Source organism: Caulobacter sp. P4_E5, assembly GCF_056401555.1.
Map to the genome: position 1 here is coordinate 26561 of NZ_JBFUJD010000048.1, position 13128 is coordinate 39688.

The following is a 13128-nucleotide window of genomic DNA, read 5'->3' on the forward strand; positions in this document are numbered from 1 at the left end:
CCGTATCAACTACGCGCGTCGAGTAGATCCGCTTTGCGCTGAACACTGGATGAAGAAGGAAAGCGGCCATGCGTCGCAGGCTTCGCGAAATCTTGATCGTCGGCGGTGCGCTCGCGGCCCTCGCCGCCTGCGGCCAAAGCCAAGGCCAGCAAGGCGGTTCCGTCGGCTACGGCCCCAACCCGGCCCTGCCCGAGCCCAATCGCACGCTCTTCCCCACTGTTAAGGTTTCGGAGGTAGTCGGCTGGCCGGCGGGCGTGACGCCCCGCGCCCCGGCCGGCTTCCGCGTCCAGCCTTTCGCGACCGGCTTGGACCATCCGCGCTGGCTGCTGGTCCTGCCCAACGGCGACGTGCTGGTGGCCGAGAGCAACAAGCCGGCGGGCAACGACAAGCCGAAGGGGATCAAGGGGTTCTTCGAGACGCTGCTGATGAAGAAGGCCGGGGCCGGCGTGCCCAGCGCCAACCGCATCACCCTGCTGCGCGACGCCGACCACGACGGCGTGGCCGAGCTGAAGACGCCGTTCCTGACCAACCTGTACTCGCCGTTCGGCATGGCCCTGATCGGCGGTACGCTATACGTGGCCAACGCCGACGCCATCGTCGCCTTCCCGTACACCGACGGCCAGACCCGCATTACCGCCGCGCCGCATAAGGTCACCGACCTGCCGGGCGGACCGATCAATCACCACTGGACCAAGAACATCCTGGCCAGCCCGGACGGGACCAAGCTGTTCGCCACCGTCGGCTCCAACAGCAATGTCGGCGAGAACGGCATCGACGCCGAAACCGAGCGCGCGGCGATCCTCGAGGTCGATCCGATCACGGGAACCAAGCGCGTCTTCGCCTCGGGCCTGCGCAACCCCAATGGCCTGGACTGGAACCCGGCCAACGGCGAGCTGTGGACCGCCGTCAACGAGCGCGACGAGCTGGGCAACGACCTGGTGCCCGACTACATGACCTCGGTGCGCGAAGGCGGCTTCTACGGCTGGCCCTACAGTTACTACGGCCGCCACGTCGACAAGCGGGTCAAGGACAAGGACCGTCGCCCGGACCTGGTCGAACGGGCCATCGTCCCCGACTACGCCCTGGGCGCCCACACCGCCTCGCTGGGCCTGACCTTCTACGAGGGGGGCAGCTTCCCGCCCCGCTACCGCGGCGGCGTGTTCGTGGGCCAGCACGGCTCGTGGAACCGCAAGCCGCAGGCCGGCTACAAGGTGATCTTCGTGCCGTTCAGCGGCGGCAAGCCGGCCGGCGGGGTCGAGGACTTCCTGACGGGGTTCCTGGACGCCAACGGCAAGGCCCAAGGCCGGCCGGTGGGCGTGACGGTGGATGCGTCGGGCGCGCTGCTGGTGGCCGACGATGTGGGAAATGTGATCTGGCGGGTGAGTTCGGCCCAATGACCTTGCTCCCTCTCCCATAGGGAGAGGGTTGGGGTGAGGGGTTACGGCGTCCGACGGAGCGCCTACATGCCGCCAAACCTCGTAACCCCTCACCCTCCCATCGCTCCCGCGATGGGCCCCTCCCTCTCCCTATGGGAGAGGGGTTTTCAGCTCTACCTCGGCTCCTTTCACCATCAGGTCCAGGCCGCGCTCGAACAGCCCCGCGTGGCCGCTCTCGCGATAGTGGGCCATGGCCTCGGCCAGGATCGGATAGGCCTGGGCGGCTTCGTCCAGCCGGGCCTGCTCGGTCGAGCCGGTCGCGGGCGAGGCCTGCTCCTCCAGCACGCAGCCGACCACGTAGCGGCTGACCGCGATAAACAGCTGCATGGCCTGGGCCGGCGAGAACCCCGCCCGCACCAGGACCAGGGCCTGGGCCTCGACATGGTCCAGGTCGTCGGGCGCGGCCTCGGTGCCGGCATGGACCCGCGCCCCGTCGCGATAGGCCAGCAGGGCGGCGCGGAAGCTGCCGCCATTGCGGCGCAGGAAGTCCTGCCAGGTCTCGCCGGGCCGGGGGACGCGCGCCTCGTGGGCTCGCGCCAGGATCTCGCCGTTCATGGCGTCCAGCAGCGCGCGCTTGTTCTTGAAGTGCCAGTAGAGGGCCGGCTGGCGCACGCCCAGGCGCTCGGCGATCAGCCGGGTCGACAGGGCGTCGACCCCGACCTCGTTCAGGAGCTCCAGCGCCGTCTCCAGGATGCGCCGACGATCGACCTTCATCTCGCTGTTCCGAAGCCCCCATATGAATCGACTTGACCGCGCGGCCGATCCGGACTTTATCGCCGATAAGGAACTTTATCGATGATAAATTTGCATATGCGCCCTTTGGGTAACCGCTCGAAACTCGCCTTCCCCCTGATCCTGGCCACCGTGGCCTTGGACGTCGCCGGCATCGGCCTGGTCATGCCGATCATCCCGCGCCTGCTGCGCGAGGTCGGCCATACCGGTGACCTGGGCTGGCGGTTCGGGGCGTTCCTGGGGCTGTACGCCCTGATGCAGTTCCTGTGCTCGCCGGTGCTGGGGGCGATCAGCGACAAGGTCGGCCGCCGGCCGGTGCTGCTGGTCTCGCTGGCCGGGGCGGCGATCGACTACGTGTTCATGGCCCTGGCCCCCAGCCTGGCCTGGCTGTTCGTCGGCCGCGCCATCGCGGGGATCACCGGGGCCAACATGGCCGTGGCCCAGGCCTATATCGCCGACATCACGCCGGAAGAGCAGCGGGCCCGGCGCTTTGGCCTGTTCAGCGCGATGTTCGGGATCGGCTTCATCCTGGGGCCGGTGCTGGGCGGCTTTCTGGGCGGGTACTGGGTGCGTGCGCCGTTCCTGGCCGCGGCGGCCCTGAACGGCTTGAACTTCCTGATGGCCCTGTTCGTCCTGCCGGAGTCGCATAAGAGCCTGGGCAAGACCGAGGGCCAGCCCATCGGCCGCGCCGCCTTCAGCCCGTTCGCGTCGCTGCGCTGGGCGGCCGCCTTCCCGGCCCTGCTGCCGCTGATGGTCGCCTATGCGGCGCTGAACATCGTCGGCGAGGTCGGCGGCACGATCTGGGTGCTGTACGGCGAGGACAAGTTCGCCTGGGATCCCTGGACCATCGGCTTCTCCCTGGCCGGCTTTGGCCTGTTCCACGCCCTGGCCCAGGCGTTCGTCGCCGGCCCGATCTCGGAACGGTTCGGCGAGCGGCGGGCCCTGGTCATCGGCATCGTGTCCGACGCCTTCGCCTATGTCGCCATCGCCCTGGCCACCAAGGGCTGGATGGCCTTCCTGCTGTTGCCGATGTTCTGCCTGGGCGGCGTGGGCCAGCCGGCCCTGCAGTCGCTGTTGTCGCGCCAGGTCGACGAGGACCAGCAGGGCCGCCTGCAAGGGGTGTTGGCCAGCCTGGCCAGCCTGGCCTCGGTGATCGGCCCCGTCGTCATCGCCCAGGCCTATTTCGCCAGCCGAGCCTGGTTCCCGGGCCTCGTCTGGACCCTCGGCGCGGTGCTGGGGCTGATGTGCCTGCCGATCTTCCTCTCCAAGCCTCCGGCTGTCGAGGCGGGCGAGGCGCGAGGCGAACATGGTTAATCGGGCCTTTACCCCCTCTCGCTAGGGTGTCCCCATGCGCCGCGCCCTGTTCGTCCTGCTGATCCTCGCCGTGGCCGGTCCGGCCGTCGGCGGCCAGGCGACGATCCCGGCCCAGCCCAAGCCCAAGAAGATGCTCGCCCCGATCCAGGCCCCGATCGCCGCGCCCAGCTTCGTCCTGCCCGCCCCGATCCCGCTGGCCAGCGCCCGGCCGGCCGGCGACACCCAGCAGTGCAAGGCGACCTGCTCCAAGACCCTCTATTTCTGCCAATCCGGCGGCGACGATGACGGCTGCGCCGGCCGCTGGGCCCAGTGCAGCGCCAGCTGCACGGCGACCTACGCGCCCGTGCGGTTCGGACGGTGATCCCCGTAAGGGGACAAGGCGGCTTGCCGCCAGTCCGTCAGCGGCTATCGTAACCGCATGACCGCCCCGGCGATCCGTGTCCGCATGCTCGCGCGACTGCTGTCCCTGCTGGCGGCGGTGCTGCTGGTCGTGTCGCCCCTGGCGCCAGCCATGGCCATGCCGATGGACTGCTGCCCGGACACGCCATGCCACGACCTCGACAAGTCGATGTGTCCGCAGGTCTGCGTCACCGCCTGCGTGGCGGTTCCCGCGCCCCTCGAGACCCTTGCCGAACCGGTCCGCCTCGAGACTGCGTCGCCTGAACCACTTCCCGCGCCCCGCCTCGTCGGCCGCAGCATCACGCCGGAGCCGCCTCCGCCCCGTTGAGACCCGCATTTCCAGGACGAATTTCCATCAACCTGAAATCGGAATCTCAAATCATGAAACGCATCGTCTCGATCGCGGCGTTCGCGCTGCTCGCCTCCGCCTCGGCCGCCTACGCCGCCGCGCCGKACGCCGTTCACAAGGCCGTCGAAGCCTGCTGCGCCCTCGGCGCAGCCTGCTGCAACGGCGGCCCCTGCTGCTAGGCTGACCGACGGGTGAAAGCCGGAGCGCCCGTCTCGCAAGAGGCGGGCGCTTTGCATTCCAAGCCTTCCCCAACGGCCGCTTGCCGTGCCGCATAACGCCGGTATGCTCACCTGAACAATGATAAGTCGGGATGGGCGGGCCAGGATGGGCGGAACAGCCGAAAAGCTCCCCAAGGCGTGCGTGATCGGCGCGGGCTGCAGCGGCTTCACCACGATCAAGCGGCTGAAGGACCTCGGCGTCCCCTACGACTGCTTCGAGATGTCCGACGAGATCGGGGGCAACTGGTACTACAAGAACCCCAACGGCATGTCGGCCTGCTACGAGAGCCTGCACATCGATACCAGCAAGTGGCGGCTGGCCTTCGAGGACTTCCCGGTCCCGGCGGGCTGGCCCGACTTCCCGCACCACGCCCAACTGTTCCAGTACTTCAAGGACTATGTCGACCACTTCGGCCTGCGCGAGACGATCACCTTCAACACCCGGGTCGAGCGCGCCCACCGCACCGACGAGGGCCTGTGGTCGGTGACCTTGTCGACCGGCGAGACCCGGCTCTACGACGTGCTGTTCGTCTGCAACGGCCACCACTGGGACCCGCGGATCCCGGACTATCCTGGCGAGTTCGACGGCCCCGCCTTCCACGCCCACGCCTATAGCGACCCGTTCGATCCCGTGGACATGCGCGGCAAGAATGTCGTGGTCGTCGGCATGGGCAATTCGGCCATGGACATCGCCAGCGAGCTGGCCCAGCGGCCGATCGCCAAGACCCTTTGGGTCTCGGCCCGGCGCGGGGTCTGGGTGTTTCCCAAGTACCTGAACGGCAAGCCGGCCGACAAAAGCGCCATGCCGGCGTGGATACCGCGCAAGCTGGGCCTGTCCATCGCCCGCAAGGTGATCAAGCAAGCTATTGGTAAAATGGAGGACTACGGCCTGCCCAAGCCCGACCACGAACCGCTGGAGGCGCATCCGTCGGTGTCGGGCGAGTTCCTGACCCGGGCCGGCTGCGGCGACATCAAGTTCAAGCCGGCGATCAAGGCGCTGGAGGGTAAGCGGGTGCGCTTCGCCGACGACAGCGTCGAGGACGTCGACGCCATCGTGTTCGCCACCGGTTACAAGATCAGCTTCCCGTTCTTCGACGATCCGGCGCTGAAGCCCGACGCCGACCACCGCTTCCCGCTGTTCAAGCGGATGATGAAGCCGGGCATCCCCAACCTGTTCTTCATGGGTCTGGCCCAGCCGCTGCCGACCCTGGTGAACTTCGCCGAGCAACAGGCGAAGCTGGYGGCGGCCTATCTGACGGGGACCTACGCGCCGCCGCCGGAAGCCGAGGTGGTCCGGATCATCGCCAAGGACGAAGAGCGGCACACCGGCCAGTTCTACAAGTCCGACCGCCACACCATTCAGGTCGACTTCAACGTCTATTGCGCCGACCTGAAGAAAGAGATCGCCAAGGGCGAGGCCCGGGCGCGCAGCCACCGCGGCAAACTGCCGGTGCCGGCGCTGGCCGAGATCAAGATGGAACCGCTGCTGGCCCCCACCTGACCACGCTCCGCATGGTCGTCCGCCCCCGGAGGGGGCGGAAGGGGATCGCCTTCCTCCCCCTCCGGGGAGGAGCGCCGTAGGCGCGGAGGGGGCAAGTGAGCTACCTCTCCCCAAAAGGAGCCCCCATGCCCAAGATCACCTTCGACAAGGACACCCGCGCCAAACTGGTCGGCGGGCTCTCGGACTACCTGAAGTCCGAGCTGGACCTGGACGTGAAGGGTTTCGACGCCGAGTTCCTGCTCGACTTCGTCAGCGAACGACTGGGACCCTACTACTACAACCAGGGCCTCCACGACGCCTCGGCGCTGTACCGCGAGAAGTTGGAGGCGATCAGCGAGGCGGTCTACGACATCGAGCAGCCTTTAAAACCTCTCTAAATCCCGACCTCCCCGGCGAACGCCGGGGCCCAGATCCATCCTGAGCGCCTTGGGATGATCCGGGATGCGTCGTGTCAGCGCGTCGGGCGCTCGTGGGTTCGATCTGGACCCCGGCTTTCGCCGGGGAGGTTGGGGTATGGTGGGCGCCCAAACCAAGCCCCTTGCCACCTGCCCCAGAGTAAGGCTGTGATCCTGACGGGGCGTCACCATCGTCCCGCCTTCGAGTCGCGGCCCATGTCGAATATCGCTTACTTCCCCAAGCCCCATGTCGATCAACGGCCGGGCAAGCGGGAACGCACCAAGGTCGCCAACCGCCAGGCGATCCTGGACGCCGCGCGCGAGGTGTTCGGCGAGCTGGGCTATGACGCCGCCACGGTGCGCGACATCATCCGCCGCACGGGTTTGGCCTCGGGCACCTTCTACAACTACTACAAGTCCAAGGAGGAGGTGTTCGACGCCCTGGCCGACGACGGCGCCCGGCGCTTCCGGCCCCTGCTGCGCGAACAGTCCGAGAAAGCCACCGACTTCGAGTCGTTCGTGCGCGGCGCGATCCTGGCCTATTTCAACTTCGTGGCCGTCGAGCAGGAGAGCTGGCGCCTGAACCGGCCAGCCGGCGAGCAGATCCCGCACGCCCGCCTGACGCCCGAGGTGGCGGCGGTGTTCGACGAAGTCCGTGACGCCTTCGCCCGGGTGCTGGAGCGTGAGCACGCCCCGCCGGTGGACCTGGACTACCTGACCTCGGCCTGCATCGCCGTGGCCCGCGAGATCGGCGACAAGATGCTGGAGCGCCGACCGGTCGACACCGAGGGCGCGGCCGACTTCGCCGTCAAGCTGATCCTGGGCGGCCTGCCCGCCCTGCCTAGGTTGTGAGGCCCGCGAATGGCCTGTCCACTTCGTCGTGTCATCCCGGAAAGCCCGCAGGGCTTGTCCGGGACCCAGGGGCCGGCGCACAGCGGTCGCCCCTGGGTCCCGGCTCTACGCTTCGCTTCGGCCGGGATGACACGGATATTTCTGGCCGGGCCGCGGCCCTAGGCCCAAGATCGTAAGAACAACAAAGAGAGTGGGGGAAACCATGGCCTCGGACGCCGCCCAGAAGACCATACTGAAGCTGATCCTGTCGCTGCCCAGCCCGATCCTGCGGGCCATGTCGGGCGGCGGGGTCGTCTACAAGGGCGGCCGCACGCTGGACCCGCGCTTTCAGTTCTTCGCCCACGCGGGCAAGAAGATGCCGCCGATGGAAAGCCTGTCGCCGGCCGAGGCGGTGGCCGGCAGCGCCAAGGCCTTCGCCGCCGTCCAAGGGCCGCTGGAGCCGGGCGTGCGCACCGAGAGCCTGTCGATCGAGGGTCCGAACGGCCCGGTCCCGTGCCGCGCCTATCGTCCCGAGAACCAGGACCCCGACGCGCCGCTGATCGTCTATGCCCACATGGGCGGCGGGGTGATCGGGGACCTGGAGGCCTGCCACGCCTTCTGCGGGATCCTGGCGCGGATCGCCCGCACGGTGGTGATCTCGGTCGACTACCGCCTGGCGCCGGACCACAAGTTCCCGGCCGGCCTCGAGGACGTGCTGGCCGCCTATCGCTGGGCGCGGGACAACACCAGCCGCTTTGGCGCGCCACCCGTCGCCCCGGCCATCGGCGGCGACAGCATGGGCGGCAACTTCGCGGCCGTCCTCGCCCAGGAGATGAAGCGCAAGGGCGAGCCGGCGCCGGCCCTGCAGCTCTTGATCTATCCCGCCGTCGACGTGGCCAGCGAGACGCCGTCGATGACCACCTATGCCGACGCCTATCCGCTGACCCGCAGCGTGATGGACTGGTTCATGGGCCACTATATGGGCGCCGACGCCGATCCGGCCGATCCGCGCCTGTCGCCGGACAAGACCCAGGACCTGTCGGGCCTGGCGCCCGCCGTCATCGCCACCGCCGGCTTCGACCCTCTGGTCGACCAGGGCCAGGCCTACGCTCAGCGCCTGCAGGCGGCGGGCGTGCCGGTGCTGTACCGCTGCTACGACAGCCTGGCGCACGGCTTCACCGCGTTCACCGGCGCGATCCCGGCGGCCGATGGGGCCTGCCGCGAGATCGCGGGGCTGGTGCGGGAGATGTTCGACCGGCGGACGGCTTAACGCACCAAATCCGTGTCATCCCGGAAAGCCCGCAGGGCTTGTCCGGGACCCAGGGGCCAAGCCCCGTGCGGTTGCCCTGGGTCCCGGCTCTCCGCTGCGCTGCGGCCGGGATGACACGCCAATTTTTGCATCGAGGTGCTCGATGACCCTTCCCCCCACCATGCGCGCCCTGGTCGTCGAGGCCCTGGCTCCCGACTTCGCCGGCTGCGCCGTCCGCGAGGTCGCCGCGCCCACGCCCGGCCCCGGCGAGGTTCTGGTCCGCGTCCGCGCGGCCAGCGTCAACTTTCCCGACCTGCTGATGACGCGCGGCGAGTACCAGTTCAAGCCGCCCCTGCCCTTCATCCCCGGCCTGGACCTCTCCGGTCAGGTCGCGGCGCTGGGCGAGGGCGTGACGAGCTTCCAGGTCGGCGACGCCGTGGTCGGCGGGGCGCGGCTGGGCGGGTTCGCGCAATACGCCGTGCTGGCCGCCGAGGGTCTGAAGCCCAAGCCCGCGCGGCTATCCTTCGCCGCGGCCGCCGCCTATGGCGCGGCCTACCTCACCGCCTATGTCGCCCTGGTCCGGCGGGCGCGGCTGGAGCCGGGCGAGTGGGTGCTGGTCCACGGCGCGGCCGGCGGGGTGGGCCTGGCCGCCGTCGACCTGGCCAAGGCCCTGGGTGCGCGAGTGATCGCCGCCTCGGCCTCGGACGTTAAGCTGGAGACGGTGCAGGCGCTCTACGCCCCCGACGCCGTGGTCAACGTCACCGGCGGCTTCCGCGAGAAGGTGAAGGCGATCACCGGCGGTCGCGGGGCCAACGTGATCTACGACCCCGTGGGCGGCGACGTGTTCGACGAGAGCGTCCGCTGCATCGCCTTCGACGGGCGGTTGCTGGCGGTCGGCTTCACGTCAGGAAGGATCCCGACGATCTCGGTCAACATGCCGCTGATCAAGGGCTTCTCGGTGATGGGCGTGCGCGCCGGCGAGTACGGCCGCCAGTTTCCGGACAAGGGGCGGGAGAATGCGGAGGCGGTGTGGCGGATGGCCAACGAGGGCGTGATCCGGCCGCATGTGCACGCGGAGCTGCCGCTGGAGCGTTGGCGCGAGGCGTTCGAGCTGCTGGCCGAGCGGAAGGTGGTGGGCAAGGCGGTGATCGTTCCGTAGGACTTGCCCCCTCCGGATGCTGCGCATCCTCCTCCCCCGGAGGGGGAAGAAGGGCGCGCCTATCTTCTTCCCCCTCCGGGGGAGGAGCGCGGAGCGCGGAGGGGGCAAGTTCGTAAGTCCCTGAACCGACTCAGGTTGACATCCCCGCCCCGTTCTTCTATCCACCGCCCCTCACTCGCGGGGACTTAAGTCACCGCGTTCAACGTTTTGCATTTCGGAGCCACGTCGTGAAGCGCACCTTCCAGCCGTCGAAGCTCGTGCGTGCCCGCCGTCACGGCTACCGCGCGCGTATGGCCACCAAGAACGGCCAAAAGATCGTCGCGCGCCGTCGCGCCAAGGGCCGCAAGCGCCTGACCGCCTAATTGCTCTTCCTCCTCCGGGAGGCGAGACCATGATCAAAGCCGCCTTTTCCAAGAACCTGTCCTCAGGTTTGCGCCGGAAAGGCGGCTTTTTTCATGTCTGAACCACGGCCTGACCTGAAGTTCGAGCGCCTACGCAAACGCCCCGACTTCCTGCTGGCGGCCAAGGCCCCGGCCCTGTCGCGCGGCGCCGTCTTCATCCAGATGCGCAAGCGCCCCGACGAGGATCCGACCGTCCGGGTCGGCTTCACCGCCACCAAGAAGATCGGCGGCGCGGTCCAGCGCAACCGCGCCAAGCGCCGCCTGCGCGAGGCCGCCCGCCTCGTCCTGCCCCTTCATGCGCGGCCTTCGCACGACTATGTGTTCATTGCGCGCGGCGGCACGACCGCCCGCGAATGGGGGCGTTTGCTTGACGATGTCAAAACCGCGCTGATAAGCCTCGCCGCCGAGCACGATCGGGCGGGAGCCAAAGTCCCGCAACCGTCGTCCGGCGCCCCATCCAAAGACGTCACGTCCGAAGTCGCCTCTTCCCAACAACCCGATCTCAAAGTTTCCGGTTAAGCGCTCCATGCAGAACGACAACAAAAACACGCTGATGTTCATCGTCAGCGCGTTCGTGATCCTGATCGGGTACCAGTTCTTCATCCTGGGTCCGCAGCAGAAGAAGGCCGAGGCCGAGCTTCAGGCCAAGAAGGTCGCCAGCGCCAAGCTGGCGACCCAGCCGGGCGTGACGCTGGACGCCAACGGCAATCCGGCGCCGCTGCGCCTGTCGCGCGATCAAGCCAAGGCGCAGAGCCCGCGGATCGTGGTCGACACCCCGGCCCTGTCGGGCTCGATCGCCCTGAAGGGCGGCCGCATCGACGACCTGCTGCTGCGCAAGTACGACGAGACGATCGACAAGAACTCGCCGCCGGTCGAGCTCTTCCGTCCGGAAGGGGCCGAGCACGCCTGGTTCGCCGATTTCGGCTGGGCGGGCGCCAACCTGCCGGGCCTGCCCGACAGCCGCACCGTCTGGACCGCCGCGCCGGGCCAGGTGCTGCGCCCCAACTCGCCCGTCACCCTGACCTATGACAACGGCATCGGCCTCAACTTCACCCGCGTGATCTCCGTCGACGACCAGGCGATGTTCACGGTCACCGACAGCGTCCGCAACGTCGGGACCCAAGGCCTGCAGCTGGCCCCCTACGCCACCGTCCAGCGCCAGGGCATCACCGAGCACCTGGGCAAGACCCAGATCGTCCACGAAGGCGCCATCGGCGTGCTGGGCTCGGGCAAGGACCAGAAGCTGGAGCTGAACAAGTACGGCAAGTGGAAGAAGGACAAGCCGCTGACGACCTTCGACTCGGTCGGCGGCTGGGCGGGCATCACCGACAAGTACTGGCTGGCGGCGCTGATCCCCGCCCAGGACCAGACCATCAAGGCCCAGTATCGCGTCACCCAGGCCGGTGGCACCGACATCTATGACGTCAACTTCGTCGGCCCGACCCAAGCCCTGAACCCGGGCGCGACCCTGACCCAGAAGACCCGCCTGTTCGCCGGCGCCAAGACCGTGCCGCTGCTGCGCAAGTACGAGTACGGCGCGACGACCCCGCCGGCGATCTGGGAGTTCTGGAGCACCGCCAAGGCCGAGATCCCGCGTTTCGACGACGCCGTGGACTGGGGCATGTTCCGCTTCTTCACCCGCCCGATCTTCAACATCCTGGAGATCTTCTACAAGCTGGTCGGCAACTTCGGCCTGGCCATCATGCTGCTGACCGTGGTGCTCAAGCTCATCCTCTATCCGATGGCGGACAAGAGCTATGAGAGCATGGCCAAGATCAAGAAGATCTCCCCCGAGGTCGAGAAGCTGAAGGCCAAGCACAAGGACGACCCTGCAAAACAGCAGCAGGAAATGATGGCCCTGTACGCCAAGGAGAAGATCAACCCGATGATGGGTTGCCTTCCGATGCTGGTGCAGATCCCGGTCTTCTACTCGCTGTACAAGGTGCTGACTGTCACCATCGAAATGCGCCACGCGCCGTTCTTCGGCTGGATCCATGACCTGTCGTCGCGCGACCCGACGACGATCTTCAACCTGTTCGGCCTGATCCCGTGGGATCCGGCCCACGCCCCGCTGATTGGCGCCTTCCTGTCGACCACCCTGCACATCGGCGTCTGGCCGCTGCTGTACGGCTTCACCATGTGGCTGACCACGGCGATGAACCCGCCGGCGGGCGACCCGATGCAACAGCGGATCTTCCAGCTGTTCCCGATCATCTTCACCTTCACCCTGTCGCAGTTCTCGGTGGGCCTGGTGATCTACTGGTGCTGGAGCAACATCCTGACCATCGTCCAGCAGTACGTGATGATGCGCCGCTACGGCGTCGAGAACCCGATCGACAAGATCATCGCCCAGCTGCGGGGCAAGACCGTCGGCGCGACCGGATGAGCGAGGACCTCACTCCCAAGGTTCCCACCGTGCTGCCGGGCGCGCCCGGGTTCACGGAAGACGAGATCGAGGCGGCGCGGGTGTTCTTCGCCCAGCCGGTCTCGTTCATGATGGGCGCGGTGCGCATGGACACCATGCCCGCCTCCGATCTTCCGGAAGTGGCCTTCGCCGGCCGCTCCAACGTCGGCAAGTCCAGCCTGATCAACGGGCTGGTGGGGCAGAAGTACCTGGCCCGCGCCTCGAACGAGCCGGGCCGCACGCGGGAGATCAACTTCTTCCTGCTGGCCGAGCAGGTGCGCCTGGTCGACCTGCCCGGCTACGGCTTCGCCCGCGTCTCGCGCTCGATCGCCGACAAGTTCCAGGACCTGGGCCGGGCCTATCTGCGCGGCCGCCCGAACCTGAAGCGCGTCTATGTGCTGATCGACGCCCGCCACGGCCTGAAGAAGGTCGACCTGGAGGCGCTGGACGCCCTGGACGTGGCGGCGGTCTCGTACCAGATCGTCCTGACCAAGGCCGACAAGATCAAGCCGGCGGAAGTCGACCAGGTCGTGGCCGAGACCCAGAAGGCCATCGCCAAGCGCGCGGCGGCCTTCCCGCGCGTGCTGGCCACCTCGGCCGAAAAGGGCATGGGCATGCCGGAACTGCGCGCCGAGATCGTCCGGTTGTGCATCGACGAGTGAGCTGAGACTCGACCGCCCCAACCGTGTCATCCCGGAAGCCTCGCAGAGGCTGTCCGGGACCCAGGGGCCAAGCCCGGT

General features: G+C 68.1%; 14 protein-coding genes and 2 pseudogenes. 15 read left to right on the forward strand and 1 reads right to left on the reverse strand.

What is annotated here, in order from left to right:
- The first annotated feature begins 68 nt into the window (after positions 1-68).
- Both AC1DSO_RS15340 and AC1DSO_RS15345 read left to right on the forward strand, forming a co-directional pair.
- A complete protein-coding gene (locus tag AC1DSO_RS15340; protein WP_477069637.1) occupies positions 69-1397 on the forward strand; it encodes a PQQ-dependent sugar dehydrogenase in 1329 nt (442 codons plus the stop codon).
- Between the two features lie 33 nt (positions 1398-1430).
- A pseudogene (locus AC1DSO_RS15345) lies at positions 1431-1542 on the forward strand (hypothetical protein); the annotation flags it as partial.
- Here the strand turns inward: AC1DSO_RS15345 and tetR are convergent.
- On the reverse strand, positions 1527-2150 hold the full coding sequence (tetR, locus tag AC1DSO_RS15350) for a tetracycline resistance transcriptional repressor TetR (RefSeq protein ID WP_477069638.1): 624 nt from the start codon (positions 2148-2150) through the stop codon (positions 1527-1529). The pseudogene AC1DSO_RS15345 and the gene tetR sit on opposite strands and share 16 nt — an antisense overlap.
- A 96-nt stretch (positions 2151-2246) precedes the next feature.
- Between tetR and tet the strand changes: the two genes are divergently transcribed.
- The 13 genes and pseudogenes from tet (at position 2247) to yihA (ending at position 13050) form a co-directional block, all read left to right on the forward strand.
- On the forward strand, positions 2247-3482 hold the full coding sequence (tet, locus tag AC1DSO_RS15355) for a Tet(A)/Tet(B)/Tet(C) family tetracycline efflux MFS transporter (RefSeq protein WP_477069639.1): 1236 nt from the start codon (positions 2247-2249) through the stop codon (positions 3480-3482).
- 34 nt (positions 3483-3516) lie between these two features.
- A complete protein-coding gene (locus AC1DSO_RS15360; protein ID WP_477069640.1) occupies positions 3517-3843 on the forward strand; it encodes a hypothetical protein in 327 nt (108 codons plus the stop codon).
- Positions 3844-3900: 57 nt separating this feature from the next.
- Positions 3901-4209 (forward strand): hypothetical protein, encoded by a 309-nt coding sequence (locus tag AC1DSO_RS15365; RefSeq protein WP_477069641.1) that lies wholly within the window; start codon positions 3901-3903, stop codon positions 4207-4209.
- Between the two features lie 53 nt (positions 4210-4262).
- On the forward strand, positions 4263-4409 hold the full coding sequence (locus AC1DSO_RS15370; RefSeq protein ID WP_477069642.1) for a hypothetical protein: 147 nt from the start codon (positions 4263-4265) through the stop codon (positions 4407-4409).
- Between the two features lie 145 nt (positions 4410-4554).
- On the forward strand, positions 4555-5949 hold the full coding sequence (locus AC1DSO_RS15375) for a flavin-containing monooxygenase (RefSeq protein WP_477069643.1): 1395 nt from the start codon (positions 4555-4557) through the stop codon (positions 5947-5949).
- A 125-nt stretch (positions 5950-6074) separates the two neighbouring features.
- Positions 6075-6326 (forward strand): DUF2164 domain-containing protein, encoded by a 252-nt coding sequence (locus AC1DSO_RS15380; protein WP_477069644.1) that lies wholly within the window; start codon positions 6075-6077, stop codon positions 6324-6326.
- Positions 6327-6560: 234 nt separating this feature from the next.
- Positions 6561-7196 (forward strand): TetR/AcrR family transcriptional regulator, encoded by a 636-nt coding sequence (locus AC1DSO_RS15385; protein WP_477069645.1) that lies wholly within the window; start codon positions 6561-6563, stop codon positions 7194-7196.
- A 172-nt stretch (positions 7197-7368) separates the two neighbouring features.
- Positions 7369-8445: pseudogene (locus AC1DSO_RS15390) on the forward strand (alpha/beta hydrolase); the annotation flags it as partial.
- 142 nt (positions 8446-8587) lie between these two features.
- The gene (locus AC1DSO_RS15395) at positions 8588-9583 is read left to right on the forward strand and encodes an NADPH:quinone oxidoreductase family protein (RefSeq protein WP_477069646.1); all 996 of its coding nucleotides are present in this window, start codon (positions 8588-8590) and stop codon (positions 9581-9583) included.
- Positions 9584-9810: 227 nt separating this feature from the next.
- Positions 9811-9945 (forward strand): 50S ribosomal protein L34, encoded by a 135-nt coding sequence (rpmH, locus tag AC1DSO_RS15400; RefSeq protein WP_012284717.1) that lies wholly within the window; start codon positions 9811-9813, stop codon positions 9943-9945.
- A 93-nt stretch (positions 9946-10038) separates the two neighbouring features.
- Positions 10039-10503, forward strand: a complete 465-nt coding sequence (gene rnpA, locus AC1DSO_RS15405; RefSeq protein WP_477069647.1) for a ribonuclease P protein component — start codon at positions 10039-10041, stop codon at positions 10501-10503.
- Positions 10504-10510: 7 nt separating this feature from the next.
- A complete protein-coding gene (yidC, locus tag AC1DSO_RS15410) occupies positions 10511-12370 on the forward strand; it encodes a membrane protein insertase YidC (protein WP_477069648.1) in 1860 nt (619 codons plus the stop codon).
- Complete coding sequence (gene yihA, locus AC1DSO_RS15415) at positions 12367-13050, forward strand: ribosome biogenesis GTP-binding protein YihA/YsxC (RefSeq protein WP_477069649.1); 684 nt, start codon at positions 12367-12369, stop codon at positions 13048-13050. Before yidC ends, yihA begins: the two co-directional genes overlap by 4 nt.
- Positions 13051-13128: the final 78 nt, after the last annotated feature.